We start from the raw sequence: 18,366 nt of genomic DNA, 5'->3' as shown, positions 1-18,366 counted from the left end.
CTCACTATGAGCCTCCGACGATTCATCGCGAAACGCGTCCTGCTCATCTTCCCGATACTGTTCGGTGTCTCGGTCATCACGTTCGCGCTCGTCCACATCACGCCGGGCGACCCCGTCGACGTGGTGGTGGCGCTGAACCCGGACATCTCCCCGGCCGAGGAGGCGCGTCTCCGCGGGCGGTACGGGTTGAACGACCCCATCTGGCGGCAGTACCTCGATTGGCTCGTCGGCGTCTTACAGGGCGACTTCGGGCGCGTCATCGCCACCGACCGCGCCGTCAGCACCGTCATCGCGGAGCGCCTCCCCGAGACGGTCGCACTGGGCATCTTCGGGTGGGTGTTCGCCGTCGTCATCGCCGTCCCGACGGGTATCTACGCCGCCGTCCGGAAGGACGAACTCGGCGACCACGTCAGCCGGTTCCTCGCGCTGTCGGGCATCTCCATCCCGAACTTCTGGTTGGGGCTGATGCTCATCCTCGTCGGGGCACTGACGCTGAACCTCTGGCCGGTGCTCGCCCCGCGGTCACCGCTGTACGCCCCGGAGATGCTGTGGTATCTCCTCTTACCGGGCATCACCATCGGCACCGCGTCGGCGTCGACGCTGATGCGCATCATGCGCTCGTCGATGGCCGAGGAGATGAACAAGGAGTACGTCACCGCCGCCCGCGCGAAGGGCTTGCCCGAGCGAACGGTCGTGCTGAAACACGTCCTGCGCAACTCCCTCATCTCGGTGACGACGGTGGCGGCGTTCCTGACCGCGAGCATCGTCTCGGGGTCCGTCGTCGTCGAACAGGTGTTCGGGTGGCCGGGACTCGGTCGCGCGCTCATCAGCGCGGTCAGCAACCGCGAGATAGACCTCATCTTGGGGATTACGCTGTTCATCGGCGTCGCCATCATCCTCGCGAATCTGGTGGCGGACATCCTCTATGCAGTACTGGACCCACGGATTAGATACGATTGACAATGTCTACAGAACGAGGCCGTATCCGGGTGACCGGATTCGACACTGACCGCGTGACGGAACGAGACGCCCTCTCGGATTGGTCTGCGGCGACGACGGGCGGGACACAGAGCCGATGGCGGCGGGCGCTCCGACGCTTCCGACACAACCGAGTGGCGATGCTCGGCGTCTACGTCGTCGCCATCATGGCGCTGCTGTCGCTGTTCGCCCGCCCGGTGACGATAGCGGGCGTCACCGTCCAACCGTTCTCCATCGCACCGTACGACCCCGGAACGATTCTGTACCTCGAACCGGGGTCGACGGTCGGGCGCTACGACCCGCCGACGCTGGCCCACCCGATGGGCACCGACGCCTCCGGCCGGGACCTGTTCTCGCGGGTGCTGGTCGGCGGCCGTCTCAGCATCTCTATCGGCTTCGTCGTCGTCGGCATCACCGCCACCTTCGGCCTCGCCTACGGGGCCGTCGCGGGCTACTACGGCGGGTGGGTCGACGAGGCGCTGATGCGACTGGTCGACGTCATCTTCGCTTTCCCCGGACTGGTGCTGGCGCTGGTCATCGTCGCCCTACTGGGCGGGGGCTACTGGCCGCTGGTCGTCGCCTTCTCGGTCCCCGGATGGGCGGGCTACGCTCGTCTCATCCGCGGGGAGATTCTCTCCGTGAAGGAAAACGAGTACGTGCTGGCGGCACAGGCGCTGGGCGCGCGCGACCGGTCGGTCATCTTCCGCCACATCGTGCCCAACGCCATGGCGCCGCTCATCGTGCAGGCGTCGCTGTCTATCGGCACCGTCGTCATCGGCGTCGCCGCGCTGGGCTTCCTCGGTCTGGGCTTCGAACCGGGGACCGCCGAGTGGGGGACGATGCTAGACCAGACCCGCGAGACGCTGATTCAGGGTCCCGGCGGGTCGATTCCGTGGTGGGCCACCGTCTTCCCCGGCGGCGCCATCTTCCTGTTCGTCATGGCGATGAACATGATCGGCGACGGCGTCAACGACGCGCTGGACGCCCAAGAGGTCGGCAACGTCGGCCAGGGAGGCGGCGGATGACCTTACTGGAAGTGAACGACCTCACGGTGAACTTCTACACCGAGGACGGGGTCGTCACGGCCGTCGACGACCTCTCCTACCGCATCGAGAGCGGCGAGACGTTCGGCGTCGTCGGCGAGAGCGGGGCCGGGAAGTCGGTCACCGCCCTCTCGCTGATGCGACTCATCGAGAGTCCCGGCCGCATCGAGAGCGGCGAGATTCTGTTCAAGGGCGAGGACCTCCTGGCGATGAGCGAGGAGGAGATTCGCTCGGTCCGGGGCAACGAAATCGCTATGATATTCCAGGACGCCCAGACCGCGCTCAATCCGGTCTACACCGTCGGCGAGCAGATTTCCGAGGCGATTCGCCACCACTTAGACTACGGGGACGAGGCGGCCCGCGAGCGGAGCATCCACCTGCTGGACCGCGTCGGCATCCCCGACGCCGAGAGCCGATACGACGACTATCCGCACGAGTTCTCCGGCGGGATGCAACAGCGGGCGGTCATCGCGATGGCCCTCTCGTGTGACCCGGACCTGCTCATCGCCGACGAACCGACGACGGCGCTGGACGTGACCACCGAGGCGAAGATTCTCGACCAGATAGAGGACTTAGCCGAGGAGTTCGACACGGCGATTCAACTCATCACCCACGACTTAGGCGTCGTGGCGAAGATTTGCGAGCGCGTGATGGTGATGTACGCCGGGCGACCGGTCGAGAAAGCGCCGGTCGAGGACCTCTACTACGACCCGAAACACCCCTACACCGTCGGCCTGATGAGTTCGATTCCGCGCATCGGCGACAAGCGCGACCGCCTCCAGACGATTCCGGGGACGATGCCGGACCTCGTCGACGTGCCGCCGGGGTGTGCGTTCCACCCCCGGTGTCCGTACGCCGAGGAATCCTGCGCCCGGACGCAACCGGCGCTGGTCGACCCCGAGACGGGAACGACGGCGACGGCCGCCGACGACCGGGCCGCCGCCTGCCTCGAATACACCGGCGACTTGGAGGGCGAACTGGACTTCGAAGTCGTCGTCGAGGGCGAGAACCCCGTCCGGGAGGAGACCCACGATGCCCAGTGAGGACCCCATCCTGAAAGTCGAGGGCTTGAAGAAGTACTACGACTCCAGCAGCGGCGTCATCGACAACCTGCTGGGGCGCTCCCAGCAGGTGAAGGCCGTCGACGGCGTCGACCTCGAACTCCGTGAGGGCGAGACGCTGGGCGTCGTCGGCGAGAGCGGGTGCGGCAAGACGACGCTCGGCCGGACGCTCCTGCGTCTCATCGAACCGACCGGCGGGGCCGTCACCTACCGCGGCCGCGACCTCACGGCGATGGACTCGGGCGAACTGCGGGACCTGCGCAAGGACCTCCAGTACATCTTCCAAGACCCCTTCGCCAGCCTGAATCCGCGGCTGACCGTCGGCGACATCGTCGGCGAACCGCTGGACATCCACGGCCTCGCCGAGGGTGACGAGCGCGAACAGCGCATCTACGACCTCTTGGAGACGGTGGGGTTGAACTCCAGTCACACCCACCGCTACCCCCACGAGTTCTCGGGCGGCCAGCGCCAGCGCATCGGCATCGCCCGCGCACTCGCCGTCGACCCGGAGGTCATCGTCTGTGACGAACCCGTCTCGGCGCTGGACGTGTCCGTGCAGGCCCAGATTCTGAATCTGCTGGAGGACCTGCAGGACGAGTACGGCCTCTCGTACATCTTCATCGCGCACGACCTCTCTGTGGTCGAGCACATCTCCGACCGCATCGGCGTGATGTACCTCGGCGAGTTCGCCGAAGTCGGGACGACCGAAGAGGTGTTCGAACCGCCGTACCACCCTTACACCGAGGCGCTGCTGTCGGCGGTCCCGGAACCGGACCCGCTGTGGGAGGGCGACCAGATATTCCTCCCCGGGACGGTCCCGTCACCGCTGAACCCGCCCAGTGGCTGTCGGTTCCACACGCGGTGTCCGAAGGTCATCCAACCCGACGCGTACGACCTGCCCCAGTCGGTATGGCGGTCGGTGATGGACCTGAAACTGCGGGCCGCGACGGCCGAGAGCGTCGAGTCGCTGACCGCCGTCACCGACGACGGCGAGACCGACGCCGAAGCGGTGGACCGGGCCATGCTCGGTGACCTCGTCCGCGCGGAGTTCGACCTCCCCGACCGCCTCTCCGACGCCGCCGCCGAAGACGCCCTCTCCTCGGCCATCGACCGGCTCCACGGCGGCGACGTAGACGGGGCGTCCGCGGCGCTCTCGGAGGCGTTCGTCTCGCCCTGTGAGACGGACGAACCGCGAGCCGTCGAGACGGGCGACAGCCACCGCATCGCCTGTCATCTCCAGGACCCCGAGTACGCCGACGACCCGCGGGAGACCGGCGGTGCTGACGCCGTCGCGGACGACTGACCACCCCAACCTTTTCCCCACCTCGTCACCGAGAATCACCGACTACCGATGCGTCGAATCTACGAGTCACAGGCGCTCAGACGGGACGACGACGACGCGTTCGCACCGCGTGAGCGCGGCTCCGAGGACGCGAAGCCAGCGGCGATGCGGTCTGTCCCCGGGGCGGCGCTGAGTCGGTTGCTCGTCCCGTCGTGGCTGGCCCACCGAGCGATACGGGTCACCGTCGAGACGCCGGAGACGGCGTTCCCCGAGGGGACGGACGTGCCGATTCGCGTCACCCTGCGGAACACGTTCCCCATCCCCATCAGCGTCCGGACGGCCACCCCGCGCCTGTGGACGTGGACCGTCGACGGCGCGCCCGAGGGGTCCCGAGTGCCCGACGACCTCCCGGACGAAGAGCGCGTGTTCACGTTCGACCGGGGCGAGCGCAAGCAGTTCCTCCGGCGCTGGCCGGGCCTGTTCAAAGTGACCGACACGGAGTGGGAACCCGCGGACCCGGGCGAGTACACCATCGGTGCGGCGCTGGACGTCGAAGACGCCGCCGAGAAGGGACTGGCCGCCGAGACGACGGTCCGCATCGAACCCGAGTGAGCGGGGACGACCGACGGCGCACGCTTTTGCCCGTCGAGACGGTAGAGGGAGCAATGCCTACCGACGGGCCGTCGCCGCTCGGACGGATGCGGAACGCCGAGCACACCGGGGAGAACCGCTGTTGGCCGTGTACGGCCGTCAACGTCGCTATCGCCGCCGTTCTGAGCGGCCTCGCGGCGTTAGTCGCGGTGGAACTCGCGCTCGCTGTCGCGCTCCTCTCGCTGGCGGCCATCGCCCTCCGCGGATATCTCGTCCCCGGAACGCCAGCACTGACACGGACCTATCTCCCCGAGCGGGTCCTGCGCGCGTTCGGCAAACCGTCGCCGCCGACCGAACCCGACGACTTCGAGACGCTACAAAAGGTGGCGTACCACCGCGAGAACGCCGTCGACGCCGACGACTTCCTCGCCGAGGCGGGCGTCACGGCTGACCGCGACGAAGGCCGCGAACTCACCGAGGAGTTCGTTGCCGCCGTCGCCGAGCGGTTGGCGGAGACGGCGGAAGTCGAGACGCTCCGTGCCCCCCTCGCGGACGCCTTCGACGCCGACCCGAGCGAGGTGACCGTCGACGGTGACGAACACCCGTCTGTGAGAGTCGGCAACCGAATCCGCGAGTGGCCGTCGTGGAGCGCACTTCGCGTCGACGTGGCCGCCCACGAGACGCTCACGGCGCAGACCGACGATTGGGCCGCCGTCCCCCTCGAACAGCGGGTGAACATGCTGGAGACGGTGCGCTCGCACTACCCGACCTGTCCCGCCTGCGGCGGCGGGGTCCGACGTGCTAACGAGGTCCAGACCTCCTGCTGTGGCGTCCACGAAGTCCTCGCGGTGGCGTGTGACGACTGCGGGGAGCGACTGGCCGAACTCGACCCGACGACGCACGCCGGTCGCCTCGTCAGCTAACCGCGACCGTTTTTCCCGGCGTGGCCCCTCCCGTCGGTATGGACAAGCAGGCGATTCGCGACCGGGTGTGGGACGCGCTGGAGGCCGACGGCGTCGCCCGGTTTCCGTTCCCGCCACACGACCGGATTCCGAACTTCGCGGGGGCCGACGCGGCCGCCGAGCGAGTGACCGAGACGGCGGTCTGGACGGCCGCGGAGACGGTGAAGGCCAACCCCGACTCGCCGCAACTCCCGCTTCGCCGGGCGGCCCTCCGCGCTGGCAAGACCGTCTACATGGCCGTCCCGCGCCTGCGCGACGAGAAGTGTTTCTACGAACTCGACCCGGCGCGACTCGACGACATCGAGGCCGCGCCCGCCGTCTCGAACGTCGCCGACCACGCTCGGCAGGTCGGTCCCGAAACCGTCGGCGAGGTGGACCTCGTCGTCTCCGGGTCCGTCGCCGTTACCGAGGACGGCGCGCGCATCGGGAAAGGCGAGGGGTACAGCGACTTGGAGTACGCCGTGCTGTCGGAACTGGGCCTCGTCGACGAGGAGACCCCGATACTCACGACGGTCCACGAACTGCAAGTCGTCGGTGGGCCGGACGGCGTCGTCGACACCGAGGTCCCGGTCGACGCCCACGACGTGCCGATGGACTACGTCATGACGCCCGAGCGCACTGTCGAGACGGAGACGCCGTACGCTCGCCCCACCGGCGTCGACTGGGGCGCGTTGCCGCCGGAGCGAATCGAGGAGATTCCCGTCCTCGCCGCTCGCTCGCCCGAATAAATATCATATATATTTCTTGTTCCCCTACTCATTTAACACAACATCCCCTACGAGGGATTGTGACTAAGCCCCTAGCCACGGTTGACCTCGACGAGCGGGCGGGCGGCTACGGGGCCCGTACGCTTCTGTACGTCGACGACAGCCCGGACGCCGTGGCGGCACGAGACGCGCTGGAGAGCATCGCGGACTCCGTCGACGTGAGGACGGTCCGGAGCGTCGAGGACGCGCTATCGACGCTCCGGAGCGAGCGGATTCACTGCGTCGTCACGGAGTACACGCTACCCGACGGAACGGGGCTCGATATCCTCGACGCGGTGCGCGAGACGGACCGAGACCTCCCGGTAGTGCTGTTCACTGCCGACGGGACGGAGGCTATCGCGAGCGCCGCTATCGACGCCGGTATCACGGGCTACCTCAAGAAGCGACCGCTCGACGACCAGGTCACGGCGCTGGCCGACCGCGTCGGGACCATCCTGACCGAACGTACCAGACGAGAGGCCATTCTCGGGCGGATGACCGACGCGTTCTTCGCGCTCGACGAAGACTGGCGATTCACCTACCTCAACGACCGGGGCCGTGAGGTAATCGGCGAGGCGTCGGTCGACGCCGACGCCACCGACGACTTCGTCGGCACGTCCATCTGGGAGGTCGTCCCCGAGGCCGTCGGCACGGAGTTCTACGACGCGTACCACCGAGCCATGGACCAGCAAGAGCCAGCGTCGTTCGAAGCCTTCTACGAACCGCTAGAGACGTGGTTCGATGTCAGAGCCTATCCGTCGCCGACCGGCCTTTCGGTGTACTTCCGAGATGTCACCGAACGACGGGAACACGAGCAGTCGCTGGCCGAGCGAGAACAGATACTCACCGACATGTACCGCGTCATCGCGGAGAAAGGGACGCCGTTCGAGGAGAAAGTCGACCGGCTACTGGAACTCGGGTCGGCGGCGCTGGGAACGGAGTCGGCCGCCTTCTCGCGCGTGGATGACGACGACTACGTCTTCGAGGCCGTCATCTCCCCCACGGAGAGCGTCGAACCCGGCGACGTGGTCGCCCTCCAGTCGACCAACTGCGAGCGGGCAATCGTCGAGGAGGAGACGCTGGTCCTCGCCGACATCTCGTCGGACGCCCCGGACCTGACCGACCGCGTTGGCAACGTCGACTTTGGCATCTCCTGTTACCTCGGGATGCCAATCGTCGTCGACGACGAGGTGTACGGCACCTTCTGTTTCTACGACCGCGAACCCAAGGGAGAGGCGTTCGCCAACTGGGAGGTGACGCTGGTCGAGTTGATGGGCAACTGGATTAGCTACGAACTGGAACGCGAGCGCCGCGAACTCCAACTCACCCGCGAACGCAACCGACTGGAGGACTTCGCCAGTCACGTCTCACACGACCTGCGGAATCCCCTGACCGTCGCGGCCGGTCGTCTCGAAATCGTCGGCGAGAGCTACGACGGCGACCCCGAACATCTCGCCGCGGTCGAACGCGCGCTCAATCGGATGGACGAACTCATCGACGACGTGCTGACGCTGGCCCGGTCTGGGGACCGGGTCGACGACGCGACGCCGACCGAGTTGCGGCGACTCGTCACCGACGGCTGGAAGGCCGTCGAGTGCGAGAACGCGACGCTCGAGGGCCCGGCAGACGACCTGACCGTCGTCGGCGACGCCAGCCGCCTCCAACAACTGTTCGAGAACCTGTTTCGGAACGCTGTGGACCACGGGTCCACGAACAGTCAGCCCCAGACTGGCGACGACGTGTCGGGCGGCGACCGGCCACACGTCACGGTCTCCGTCGGCGTTCTGCCGAACCGCGACGGGTTCTACGTCAGCGACGACGGTCCCGGTATCCCGGAGACCGACCGAGAGCGGGTGTTCGAGAGCGGGTACACCACCCGCGAGGACGGGACGGGGTTCGGTCTCCGAATCGTCCGCGAAATCGTCGAGGCTCACGGCGGCACCATCAGTGTCACCGACGGCGAAGCGGGCGGCGCGCGCTTCGAAGTGAGCGGTCTCCGGACCGAGTGACGCCGTTCGACGCAAATCGCGGGCATACGCTTATGGAAGTGTAAATAGAACTACACGATATGGCGCATCAACCCGAACGGCCGACGGAGTACGTCTGCGAGAACTGCCACACGATAGTCGCGGGTACCGTCCACGGTGAACCGCCGGACCACACCTACAGCGCACCCGAGAAGTGCGCGGCCTGCGGCAGTGTGGAGTTCGTCGAGTTAGAGAGCTATCCGTCGGCCTAAGCGTCGTCGAGGTCGGCGACGCAGTCTCGGATGAGGCCGTCTAAGTTCTCGGGGAGCGTCGGGTGGTACGCCCGGTCGGGCAGGTCACGCACGTCGAGTCCCAACTCGACGACTATCTGCATCGTCTTCGCGAAACTGTCGGCGTGGTAGTGCAGGCCCTGCCATCCCAGCACCGTGCCGTCGGCGGCGTCGACGACGAGTTTCGCCAGTCCCTCGGGCACGTCTTTGGACTTGAACACGCCGTCGTCGCTGGCCTGTCGGGTCGCCGTGACCACGTCGTAGCCCGCTTCGCGGGCGGTCTGTTCGTTGTGGCCGACGCGGGCGAATGGGTAGATGCCCAGTCCCGAGAAGATGACGTGATGGTGGACGTTCTCGTACGCCTGCGGGTCCGCTCCGGCCTCCTGTCGGAGGATGTTCTCGGCGGCGGTGAAGCCCTGCTCTTTCGCGACGTGGAGAATCGGCTCTTTCTCGTTCACGTCGCCGACGGCGTAGACGTGGTCGGCGTCCGCGGTCTGCATCGTCTCGCGGACCCACTCGCCCTCGGCCGAAATGGACGTGTTTTCGAGGCCGAGACCCTCGACGGTGGGTCGACGGCCGGTGAAGAGGAACAGTTGGTCGGCCTCGTAGGTATCCGTCTCGCCGTCCTCGAACTCGACGTGGAGGCGGACGCCGCCGTCCTCGGTGCGTTCGAGTTTCCGCTCGTGGCAGTTGGTCGGAATGTCGATGTCCCAGTTGTCCTCGTAGATGCGCCGGGCCTCGTCGCCGAACGCGGGGTCGGCCTCGTCGATGGGGCGGTCGTCGTGTTCGACGACGGTGAGTTCCATCCCCCCGGCCTCGGCGAGATACGGGACCATCTCCATCCCGATGTACCCGAGGCCCATGACGATACCCGAGTCCGGGAACTCCGTCGCGTGGAGCACGTCCTCGCTCGTCATGAAGTCCACGTCGTCGATACCCGGCGTGTCGGGGACGTTCACCGACGACCCGGTGGCGATGACGACGTAGTCGGCCTCGTACTCCTCGCCACCCGCCCGGACGGTGTGCTCGTCGACGAACGTCGCCGTGTCGTGGACGAACTCCACGCCCTCGCGTTCGGCCATCGAGTGGATCGAGTCCCGCCGGTGGCCCGCCCACCCGCGGGTTCGCTCGTTCTTCGTCTCGACGACCGCGTCGAGGTCGATGTCCGGGACGCCGCCGGTCAGGCGGTGGTCGTGCCGGACCTGAAAGCGATGGGCGCCCGCGGAGAGAACTTCCTTCGAGGGCATGCAACCCTCGAGGATACAGAGGCCACCGCCGGGGTCGCCGTTGTCGATGAGCGTGAGTTCGATACCGTCCTCGTCGACGAGTTCGCCAGCGACGGCCGCGCCAGCGCTCCCGTACGCGCCGATGATGACGACGTGGGTCATACGGGAGGATGGCGGTGGCGTCGGATAAAGGCTTCAGTGGCGTGCCCGGTGGGGACACGACCGCGCCACAGACGAACTGGTAGGCGCCGATACCGGACCGACCGCACGGGCGCGTGCGGTCGACCCGAAAAACAGTTCCGACAGTCCGTCTCAGTCGTCGCTCTTCGTCTTGCTGGCCTGAATCCGCTCCGGCCCGCTGATGTGGAACAGCCGTCGGAGCGGTTGGTCGTAGTTCGTCAGGCCGTCCCAGATGACCAGCACGGACGGGAGGACCAACAGCGACGTGAGGAACGCGTAGGCGATGGACAGCGCCGTCAGGATGCCGAACTGGCCGATGGCCGGGAAGACGGCGAGCGCCAGCACACCGATGCCGAAGACGGTGGTGAGCATGCTGCCGAGCAACGCACCGCCGGTCCCGCGAACCGTCCGGTCCAGCGCCGTCACGAGGTCGTAGTCGTGTATCTCGTCGGCGAAGCGGTGGGTGACGTGAACGGAGTAGTCCACGCCCAGGCCGATGGTGATGGCGAGCATCGTCGCCGTGATGGCGTTGAACGGAATCCGGAGTAGCCGCATCGTCCCCGCCAACAGCGCGACGGTGACGACGACGGGGATGACGTTCGCGATACCCAGCGACGGCCTGCCCTCGAGGACGTAGTAGATGAACACGAGAAACACCGACGCTCCAGCCAGCGCGATGGCTAGCGACTGGACGGCGGACTCGAGAATCACGTCCGAGACGGCCTGGAAGACGACGATGGACCCGGTCGCCACCGCGTCGTAGCGGAAGTCCTCGGCGACCGTCCGCGCGTCTTCGGCCACCTCGGAGTCGCTCGCACCGGCCTCGACGGTGTAGACGACGCGCGTGCTCCGGTAGTCCTCTGTGATGTAGTTCAGCGCCCGGTCGCGCGATGACGACGACAGGAGGTACTCGTAGACCTCTTCGAGGTTGTCGTCGGGGACGCCGTTGTCGTTGGCGTCGTTGCGCTCGACGAGGCGGCGGAACTCGGGGTCGCGGGCCGCGCGGTCCTGGATAACCGTCACGATAGAGGTCGACGACGCGCGGCCGTCCTCGCGGACGAACGAATCCGGCGGGTCGTCACCGGCCCGGTAAATCTGCTCTAACGCCGAATCCTGTCGCATCGGCCCTTGTACGTATATCGTCGCCCGCCCGCTCTGGGTCGAGTCGAACTTCTCCTCTAAGAAGTTCGTCCGCTCGGTGACGGTGTACTCGCTGGGGGCGAACGGTTCCGGGAGCGACTCAATCCAGTCGGGGTTGTCCTCCGGCGGGAGGAAGTCGTCCTGCGAGAAGGAGGTCGAGATGCCCGTCGCGTAGACGCCCGCGCCCGCCGTGAGCACCAGCGTCGCGAGCAGGAAGACGACCGGCGCGCGTTCGGCGATGACGACGCCGCCGCGGAGGACGCCGCCCAGCGCGGAGTCCTCGGAGCCGAGGGGTTTCTCCGTGAACGTCGGAATCGGATAGCGCTGGCGGAGCGTGTCCAGTTCCACCTTCGCCGCCGGGAGGAACACGCCGAAGATGAAGAACGTGAACGTGATGCCGACGGCGGCGACGAACCCGAAGTCCTGAATCGGCGGGAGCGAACTGGTGAGATTCGCCGCGAATCCGATGACCGTCGTCCCGGTGACGATGAAGAAGGCGACGAGCAACTGGTCGGTGGTGATACGCATCGACCGGTGGATGCTCGTCCCGTGTTGGCGCTCCTCTCGATAGCGGTTGATAGCGTGGATACCGAAGTCGATGCCCACCGCCAGCAACAGCGGTGGCACCGCGATGAGCATCTGCGAGAACGGGATACCAGCGAGACCCATGAACCCGAACGTCCAGATGATAGCCATAAACAGGGCGATGAGACCGAGCGCCATGTCCGCGAGGTCACGGTACGCGATAGAGAGGAAGATGAGGATGAAGATGACCGCCGCCGGGACGGTCAGGATGAGCGAGTCGAAGACCACGTTCGAGAACTCCGCGGCGACGATGCCCGACCCGAAGACGGTGATGGTCCCCTGCCCGGCCGACTGGACCGTGAACTGGGCCTGTCGCTGGATGCTCGTCAGCGGACTGGACCCGCCCTGCCCGGACCCCGAAGAGATACCGGCCGGGAGTTCGTGCGTGACGAGGCCGAGCGTGACCGACGCCGAGGCCGACCCGCGGTTGAAGTCGCTACTGACGAGCGAGCCGAACTGCGGGTTCTCGGCGGCCCGGCGGACGGCCGCGTCGATTTCGCCGCTCGAGGCCGACTCAATCGCCCGAATCTGCGCCTCGGTGGTCCGGGCCGACGGGTCGAGTTGCTGGGCGACGATGGTCGCGGCGCTCGACGTGCCGGTCACGCGCAAGTCCCGATGTTCCTCCAGTCGCTCCTGCGCGCGGAGCATCCGCAACAGGGCGTCCTTCGAGAGGACGTTGTTCCCTTCCTGTATCAACTGGGTGTTCCCGGTGTCCGGCGAGAACGCCGGTGAGAACTCCGTGTTGACCTGCGAAAACGCCTCTTCGGCGGGCAGGTCGGTGGTGAACTGGGAGGTCCCCGCGTTCGTCGAGATGTTCCCCAGACCGGCGCTGAAGACGAGCGTCACGACGATGAACGCCAGGACGACGCGTCTGGAGTCGTCGACGATGCGGTCGTCCGCCCAGTCGATGTACCGCTGGTAATCCATCTTAGCGGAACCTGACGTACCCACCGATTGCGAGGAGACTCACGAGCGAGACGGCACCGATGGCCGTAAGCGGAAGGCCGCCGCCGCCACCGCTCCGTTGGGTCACGTCGATGGCGACCCGGTAGGTGTCGGACATCGGCGTGTCGCCGTCGGGTTCCTCGTACTGGAAGTCCAGCGAGACGGGGTAGGACTTCGCCATCGCCCCGCCGCTGGCGCTGATGCCGAACTTGAGCGTCTCGGACTCGCCGGGGGCGAGTTCCGCGACGTACGCCTCGTCGTCGGTGACCGAGATGGGCGAGTCGGCGAACAGTTTCGCCGAGATGTCGGTCAGCGGCACATCCTCGTTGTTGGTCACCGTCAGTTCGATGACCGCGGACTGCCCCGCGCCGACCGTGGTGTTGGCCGATTCGACGGCGAACTCGTCTTCGTCGGCGGCCACTTCGGCCTGCACTTCGAGGATGTCGCTCTCGCGGCGGTCACCGTTGTCGTCGCGGTACGCGGCCACGAAGTCGAACTGTCGCGGCCCCGCGACGGCGCTCTCGGAGGCGTCCACGCCGAAACTCGCCGTCGCGGACTCGCCGGGCGCGAGGTTGCCGACGGCGTACTGGGTCTCCTGTGGCGAGAGGTTGCTGTGCTCGCTCTCCCAGTTCAGGACGACGTTCTCGACGGCCCGCTGACCGTCGTTCGTCAGCGTGACTTCGAGCGTCCCGTCCGCACCGGCCTGTAAGTCGGCCTCGACGTCGGACAGCGAGAAGGACTGTTCGGGGAGCGGCAGGATACCCGTGGCGATGTCGCCGGAGGTGGCGGCGTCGCCCTCGGGGTCCTCGTACCCGACGCTCGTCGAGAGCGCGTAGCCGCGGGTTTCGGCGTCGGCGCTGGCCGTGGCGTCGACGCGGACCGTCCGCGTCTCACCCGCGTCCCACTGGCCGACGTACTGCGTGGTCGACGTGGCGTCGCCGAACGTGATGTCGGGACTCTGGGAGGCGACGGTGACGACGGCGTTGTCGACCGGCACCGGCCCGTTGTTGCGGAGCGTCACCGCGTACGTCCCGGTGTTGTCGACGGCGACGGCGCTGGAGACGTTGACGACGGAGAACGTCTGTTCGGGGTCGGGCGCGATGCCGACCGAACTGCCGACCGACTGCTTGCGGACGCCGTCGGTATCGTCGAACGCCACGTCGAGGCCGAACTCGTACGGTTCGGGTTCGGCGTTACTCGACGCGCCCACGCGGAACCGGAAGGTCCGCTGTTCGCCGGATTCCCACGTGTCCACGTAACGGGAACTCTGCGTGCTCCCGCCGACGCTGAGTTCCTGGTTCTCGCTCTGGAGCGTGACGGCGGCGTTGCGGGCGGCTTCTTCGCCGGTGTTCTCGATGGTGACGGCGACGGACCCGGTCGAACCGACGCGGGCGTCGGATTCGACGTTCGTCACGTCGAAGGTCGCGTCGTCAGAGACGCGGAGTTCCACGTCGATAGTCCGTTCGACGTCGGTCTCGTCGCGGTTCCCGTCGGCCTCGGAGATGTAGTCCGTGTGCTCGTAGCGGAGTTTGACGGGTATCTCGTAGGTGCCCGGGTCGGCGTCCTCGTCGACGCTGATGTCGAACGAGACGGTCGTCGGCGGCCCCTGTGCGAGCGTCCCGACGGACTGGCGGGACGTGGTGACCGAAATCGGCGCGCCGCCAGAGTTGACGGCGACGGACAGGCCGCGAGCGGTCGTCACTTCGCTGTTCAGACTCGGATTGCGGGCGGACCCGCTGGTCAGGTCGCCGCTGTTGACCAGCACCACGTCGAGTGTCGTTTCCTCGCCAGCCGAGACGGTGTTGTCCGCGAACGTCGCGTCGATGTCGGGACTACCGGTCACGGCGGCGGCGGCGGTCCCGGCAACGAGCAACAGTGCTACGACGGTCAGCGTGAGTGGGATTCGAAGTCTCATACGTACCAAATCGGCTCTGAGAGGGCGGCTTTCGATGCGAAGCATCGAACCCAGACGGAGGAGAGGACTGCGGGGTGACCGGAGTCGGTGCGGTCGAAGGTCCAGTCGGCCATCTCGTATCGAACGAACGTTCGGTCAAACATCAACGTTCCGGTTAGCAGTCGGTACGAAGGCTTTTTTGACACCGACCGAATATTCGTTCGGGATGACTGACGCCGACGCGATTCCGTTCACGGGCGAACCGGCCGACTCGCACGAAGCCATCATGCGTGCGACGTTCTACGCCCTGCAAGAGCACGGCTACGCGGGCCTCTCTATCCAGCGTATCGCCGACGAGGCCGACCTGAGCAAGTCGACGTTCTACCACCACTTCGACGGCAAGGACGACCTCCTGCTGGCCTTTCTGGAGTTCATCTTAGACGAGTTCGACCGAGTGTTCCAGTTGGAGTCCTCCGGCGACCCCGCACAGGACCTTCTGACCTTCTTCGCGCTCATCCTCGGCGACTTTCCGACCGCCGAGGAGATGCCCGACCCGAACGACGTGTTAGCGTCGTACGTCGAACTCCGGGCGCAGGCGGTCCGCAATCCGGAGTTCAAGACGAAGTTCACCGAAACGGACCACCGCTTTACCGCCCGCATCACCGCGCTCATCGAGGAGGGTATCGAGAAAGGCGTGTTCGCCGACGTCGACGCCGAACGGACCGCACAGTTCCTGCTGACGAGTCTCGACGGCATCCTGTTGCAGAACGCGACGCGAAACGACAACCCTCTTCCCGGCATGCGCGAGGCGATGGAGCGCTACATCGAGCGCGAACTCTTGCTGTCCGACGGCGAGTAGGCCCTCAACTCGATCCGCGGTCGATTGCCCGGTACGTCTCGACGATGGCGTCGAAGTCGTCGAGTTCGGTCCTGAGTTGCCACTCCAGTTCGTCCGCGCGGGCTTCGAGTTCCGCGTACTCCTCGCTGGAGTCGAGTTCCGACGGCGACTTCTCCCCTTCCAGCACCGCGAGTTTCGAGGAGACTTCGAAGTACTCCTCCAGTCGGTCGTCTCTGACAGCGCCGTCGAGGTGCTGTTCGAGCGTCGACAACAGCGTCTCTCGGTCGACCGGTTTCTGGAGGTAGTCGTCGAACGCCATCTCGAGGATGTTGAGGTCCGGGTCGACGGCGGTCAGCATGATGACCTTGCCCTCGTAGCCCCGTTCTCGAAGGCGGTCCAGCACCTCGTCGCCGTGGATGTCGGGCATCCGCCGGTCCAGCAGGATGGCGTCTATCTCCGGCCCGGCCATCTCCAGTGCCTCGTTCCCACCGTAGGCGACGCTCGTCTCGTAGTGGTCACGCAACCGCAACGCCTGCGTGTCCGCCACGTCGTGTTCGTCGTCGACCACGAGTACGTGCCCACGGCCCGGTGTCCCTAGTGCCACGTCAGTAGATGATAGTCACGAGGACGGTTTATGCTTTACCGCATCGCTCGCGCACTCGTGGGTGTAAACTCCGACATCGGACCGAGACGTGTCATCGGTCGGCGTGATTAGTCCGGGCGACGCCCGATTTCCTGAAACGCGGCGTCGATATCGTCGAACTCCAAGAGGGCGTCGTCCATCTCTCGTTTGAGTTTCTCGGCCCGCTCCTGTAGCGATTCGACGCCCTCGTTGTTTTCGAGTGTCTGGGGCGTCTTCTCGCCCTCCAGCAGGGCGAGTTTCGACGTGACTTCGAGGTACTCCGCGAGGCGGTCGTCGTAGCGCCGGGCGGCGAGTTGCTGGTCGATGGCCGCGACGAGGTCCTCCTTCTCGACCGGTTTACAGAGGTAGTCGTCGAACGGCATGTCGATGATGTCGAAGTCCGGGTCGACCGCGGTAATCATGATGACCCGCGTCGAGACGTCCCGTTCGCGTATCTCCGCGAGCACCTCGTCGCCGGCGATGTCCGGCATCCGTCGGTCCAGCAGGACAACGTCCACGTCGTCGTCGATGCGTTCGAGTGCTGCGCTGCCACCGTAGGCCGTCTCCGTCTCGTACTGATTACGGAGACGTAACGCGTAGACGTCTGCGACCTCTTTCTCGTCGTCGACGACGAGAACGGTTGCGTCTGCAGTCGAATCAGGCACGATGGGGTGTACTGTGGGCCGCGGACATATAACTACACGCCACTCGCCTCGGCCGCCAACGGGCGGGGAGGCGGACGGTGCGGAGTCACGCGGCCCGGCGGCCAGCGGTGACGTAACGGAACTTTAAAGATTGCGTCACGGTCAGATTCGGAGTAGGAATGCTCGTGCCACCGCTGCAGATCATCGACAGTTTCCTGCTGAACTACACTATCGGTGATGTCCTGCTGTTCGGGTTCGCCGTCGGCGCTGTCGGCATCTTGCCGATGCGGTCCCTGCGCATGCTTGGGCTACACACCATCGCCATCGGCGCGCTGCTACTCATCACCCCGGCCTCGGCGATGGAACCGAACGCCGGAAGCATCCTCGCTTCGTCGTTCCAGTACAAACTGTTCGGCCTCGTGATGCTGGCGCTGGCCCCCGTGCTGTACGCCGTCGGCCGCCGCTAACCGCTACCCAAGTTTGCCGAGCGCCGTGAAGAAATCGAGCGGTGGACCCGCCAGCCTGATTGGCTCGCTCGCCCGCGAGAGCGTCACTCGCGCCGGTGGCGTAATCTCTTTTCGCACCCGTCCGTCGCTGACGACGACGCCACGTTCCGCGTCGGTCAGCGTCACGGTCACGTCGCTGTCGGTGTCGACCACCAGCGGGGGCATCCCTTCGTCCTGTGCCATTCCCGTGACCACGAGACCCGCAACGTCCGGATGCACTAGCGGGCCGCCCTCGCTCAGGTTGTACGCCGTGGACCCCGTCGGCGTCGCCACCAGTACGCCGTCGGCGTGGCCGCTCGTGTACAGCACGCCGTCGACGCGGATTTCGAGCGTTCCGCCGCCGCCGTGGCCGCGGTGGCCGCCTTGCACGACAACCTCGTTGAGCGCGGGCGAGAGTTCCCAGTCGGGACCGGTCGCGCGCAGTCGCGGCATCGCGCGAGTCCGGGCGCTCCCGGTCTTCTGGATGTGTTCGACCTCCGCGACCACCGTCTCGACGGCCTCCTCGGGAGCCAGCGCGTTGAGGAAGCCGACTTCGCCGAGGTTGACGCCCATCAGAGGCGTCGACCCTGCGCCGCGGGCGGCGTAGAGGAACGTCCCGTCACCGCCGATGCTGACGACGAGGTCACAGTCCCGCATCTCTCGGACCGGTTGACTGTCCGGTTTCGCGGCCTCCCACGCCTCGTGGTCGGTGAGCGCCGCACCGGTGGTCTGGTCGACGACGACGGCCTCCCCGACCGCGTGGAGGCGGTCGGTCAACTCGCTCGCGAGCGCCATCGCCCGGTCGTTGTCGCGTTGCGCGACGATACCGACGGTCATTGCCCGTGCTTACCCCCCGTCGGACATAAACCCATCACGACGGCAATTAT

The 18,366-nt window shown here is 66.5% G+C and carries 18 protein-coding genes; 11 read left to right on the top strand and 7 right to left on the bottom strand.

From position 1 onward, the window contains the following. Positions 1 to 6 precede the first annotated feature (6 nt). From NJQ44_RS14795 to NJQ44_RS14755, 9 genes are read left to right on the top strand one after another with little or no spacing between them, the layout of a single operon-like run. The gene (locus NJQ44_RS14795; protein ID WP_254272125.1) at positions 7 to 960 is read left to right on the top strand and encodes an ABC transporter permease; all 954 of its coding nucleotides are present in this window, start codon (positions 7 to 9) and stop codon (positions 958 to 960) included. 2 nt (positions 961 to 962) lie between these two features. Continuing rightward, positions 963 to 2,003: an ABC transporter permease gene (locus tag NJQ44_RS14790; RefSeq protein WP_254272124.1), complete on the top strand. Its 1,041-nt coding sequence runs from the start codon at positions 963 to 965 to the stop codon at positions 2,001 to 2,003. Next, positions 2,000 to 3,064, top strand: coding sequence for an ABC transporter ATP-binding protein (locus NJQ44_RS14785; protein WP_254272123.1), 1,065 nt, complete (start codon positions 2,000 to 2,002; stop codon positions 3,062 to 3,064). The genes NJQ44_RS14790 and NJQ44_RS14785 overlap by 4 nt, the downstream gene beginning before the upstream one ends. After that, entirely contained in the window at positions 3,054 to 4,385 is a 1,332-nt protein-coding gene (locus NJQ44_RS14780; protein WP_254272122.1) for an ABC transporter ATP-binding protein, read from the top strand. Before NJQ44_RS14785 ends, NJQ44_RS14780 begins: the two co-directional genes overlap by 11 nt. A gap of 48 nt (positions 4,386 to 4,433) precedes the next feature. Next, positions 4,434 to 4,976: a DUF7974 family protein gene (locus tag NJQ44_RS14775; RefSeq protein WP_254272121.1), complete on the top strand. Its 543-nt coding sequence runs from the start codon at positions 4,434 to 4,436 to the stop codon at positions 4,974 to 4,976. A gap of 53 nt (positions 4,977 to 5,029) precedes the next feature. After that, complete coding sequence (locus NJQ44_RS14770) at positions 5,030 to 5,878, top strand: DUF8054 domain-containing protein (RefSeq protein WP_254272120.1); 849 nt, start codon at positions 5,030 to 5,032, stop codon at positions 5,876 to 5,878. 38 nt (positions 5,879 to 5,916) lie between these two features. Continuing rightward, positions 5,917 to 6,645, top strand: a complete 729-nt coding sequence (locus NJQ44_RS14765; RefSeq protein WP_254272119.1) for a 5-formyltetrahydrofolate cyclo-ligase — start codon at positions 5,917 to 5,919, stop codon at positions 6,643 to 6,645. 59 nt (positions 6,646 to 6,704) lie between these two features. Then, the gene (locus tag NJQ44_RS14760) at positions 6,705 to 8,672 is read left to right on the top strand and encodes an ATP-binding protein (protein WP_254272118.1); all 1,968 of its coding nucleotides are present in this window, start codon (positions 6,705 to 6,707) and stop codon (positions 8,670 to 8,672) included. Positions 8,673 to 8,731: 59 nt separating this feature from the next. Further along, on the top strand, positions 8,732 to 8,902 hold the full coding sequence (locus NJQ44_RS14755; RefSeq protein ID WP_254272117.1) for a hypothetical protein: 171 nt from the start codon (positions 8,732 to 8,734) through the stop codon (positions 8,900 to 8,902). Here NJQ44_RS14755 and NJQ44_RS14750 read toward each other — a convergent pair. From NJQ44_RS14750 to NJQ44_RS14735, 4 genes are all read right to left on the bottom strand, one after another. Continuing rightward, entirely contained in the window at positions 8,899 to 10,308 is a 1,410-nt protein-coding gene (locus NJQ44_RS14750; protein ID WP_254272116.1) for a dihydrolipoyl dehydrogenase family protein, read from the bottom strand. The genes NJQ44_RS14755 and NJQ44_RS14750 overlap by 4 nt on opposite strands. Before the next feature lie 150 nt (positions 10,309 to 10,458). Beyond that, on the bottom strand, positions 10,459 to 12,978 hold the full coding sequence (locus NJQ44_RS14745; protein ID WP_254272115.1) for an efflux RND transporter permease subunit: 2,520 nt from the start codon (positions 12,976 to 12,978) through the stop codon (positions 10,459 to 10,461). 1 nt (position 12,979) lies between these two features. Then, a complete protein-coding gene (locus NJQ44_RS14740; RefSeq protein ID WP_254272114.1) occupies positions 12,980 to 14,911 on the bottom strand; it encodes a COG1361 S-layer family protein in 1,932 nt (643 codons plus the stop codon). Further along, positions 14,908 to 15,054: a hypothetical protein gene (locus tag NJQ44_RS14735; RefSeq protein ID WP_254272113.1), complete on the bottom strand. Its 147-nt coding sequence runs from the start codon at positions 15,052 to 15,054 to the stop codon at positions 14,908 to 14,910. The genes NJQ44_RS14740 and NJQ44_RS14735 overlap by 4 nt, the downstream gene beginning before the upstream one ends. Positions 15,055 to 15,116: 62 nt before the next feature. On the opposite strand from NJQ44_RS14735, the gene NJQ44_RS14730 reads away from it, so the two are divergent. Beyond that, positions 15,117 to 15,749, top strand: coding sequence for a TetR/AcrR family transcriptional regulator (locus NJQ44_RS14730; protein WP_254272112.1), 633 nt, complete (start codon positions 15,117 to 15,119; stop codon positions 15,747 to 15,749). A 4-nt stretch (positions 15,750 to 15,753) separates the two neighbouring features. On the opposite strand, the gene NJQ44_RS14725 is transcribed toward NJQ44_RS14730, so the two are convergent. Together NJQ44_RS14725 and NJQ44_RS14720 are read right to left on the bottom strand one after the other, a co-directional pair. Further along, positions 15,754 to 16,332 carry a response regulator transcription factor gene (locus tag NJQ44_RS14725; protein ID WP_254272111.1) on the bottom strand — a complete coding sequence of 193 codons (579 nt, stop codon included), beginning with the start codon at positions 16,330 to 16,332 and terminating at the stop codon, positions 15,754 to 15,756. 107 nt (positions 16,333 to 16,439) lie between these two features. Next, positions 16,440 to 17,015, bottom strand: coding sequence for a response regulator (locus tag NJQ44_RS14720; RefSeq protein ID WP_254272110.1), 576 nt, complete (start codon positions 17,013 to 17,015; stop codon positions 16,440 to 16,442). Positions 17,016 to 17,173: 158 nt separating this feature from the next. Here NJQ44_RS14720 and NJQ44_RS14715 point away from each other — a divergent pair, with 158 nt between their 5' ends. After that, entirely contained in the window at positions 17,174 to 17,461 is a 288-nt protein-coding gene (locus NJQ44_RS14715; RefSeq protein WP_254272109.1) for a DUF8006 family protein, read from the top strand. Positions 17,462 to 17,464: 3 nt separating this feature from the next. On the opposite strand, the gene NJQ44_RS14710 is transcribed toward NJQ44_RS14715, so the two are convergent. After that, positions 17,465 to 18,316 (bottom strand): NAD(+)/NADH kinase, encoded by an 852-nt coding sequence (locus NJQ44_RS14710; protein ID WP_254272108.1) that lies wholly within the window; start codon positions 18,314 to 18,316, stop codon positions 17,465 to 17,467. Positions 18,317 to 18,366 lie beyond the last annotated feature (50 nt).

It is taken from the genome of Haloarcula marina, from assembly GCF_024218775.1.
In the GTDB taxonomy this organism is placed as follows: Archaea; Halobacteriota; Halobacteria; order Halobacteriales; family Haloarculaceae; genus Haloarcula; species Haloarcula marina.
The sequence above is the reverse complement of the archived record's forward strand: the minus strand, read 5'-3'. Positions and strand labels throughout refer to the sequence as shown.

Coding starts and splice junctions, on each gene's coding strand:
- NJQ44_RS14795 (WP_254272125.1), top strand. CDS start 7: ATGAGCCTCCGACGATTCATCGCGAAACGCGTCCTGCTCATCTTCCCG.
- NJQ44_RS14790 (WP_254272124.1), top strand. CDS start 963: ATGTCTACAGAACGAGGCCGTATCCGGGTGACCGGATTCGACACTGAC.
- NJQ44_RS14785 (WP_254272123.1), top strand. CDS start 2,000: ATGACCTTACTGGAAGTGAACGACCTCACGGTGAACTTCTACACCGAG.
- NJQ44_RS14780 (WP_254272122.1), top strand. CDS start 3,054: ATGCCCAGTGAGGACCCCATCCTGAAAGTCGAGGGCTTGAAGAAGTAC.
- NJQ44_RS14775 (WP_254272121.1), top strand. CDS start 4,434: ATGCGTCGAATCTACGAGTCACAGGCGCTCAGACGGGACGACGACGAC.
- NJQ44_RS14770 (WP_254272120.1), top strand. CDS start 5,030: ATGCCTACCGACGGGCCGTCGCCGCTCGGACGGATGCGGAACGCCGAG.
- NJQ44_RS14765 (WP_254272119.1), top strand. CDS start 5,917: ATGGACAAGCAGGCGATTCGCGACCGGGTGTGGGACGCGCTGGAGGCC.
- NJQ44_RS14755 (WP_254272117.1), top strand. CDS start 8,732: ATGGCGCATCAACCCGAACGGCCGACGGAGTACGTCTGCGAGAACTGC.
- NJQ44_RS14750 (WP_254272116.1), bottom strand. CDS start 10,308: ATGACCCACGTCGTCATCATCGGCGCGTACGGGAGCGCTGGCGCGGCC.
- NJQ44_RS14745 (WP_254272115.1), bottom strand. CDS start 12,978: ATGGATTACCAGCGGTACATCGACTGGGCGGACGACCGCATCGTCGAC.
- NJQ44_RS14740 (WP_254272114.1), bottom strand. CDS start 14,911: ATGAGACTTCGAATCCCACTCACGCTGACCGTCGTAGCACTGTTGCTC.
- NJQ44_RS14735 (WP_254272113.1), bottom strand. CDS start 15,054: ATGTTTGACCGAACGTTCGTTCGATACGAGATGGCCGACTGGACCTTC.
- NJQ44_RS14730 (WP_254272112.1), top strand. CDS start 15,117: ATGACTGACGCCGACGCGATTCCGTTCACGGGCGAACCGGCCGACTCG.
- NJQ44_RS14715 (WP_254272109.1), top strand. CDS start 17,174: ATGCTCGTGCCACCGCTGCAGATCATCGACAGTTTCCTGCTGAACTAC.
- NJQ44_RS14710 (WP_254272108.1), bottom strand. CDS start 18,316: ATGACCGTCGGTATCGTCGCGCAACGCGACAACGACCGGGCGATGGCG.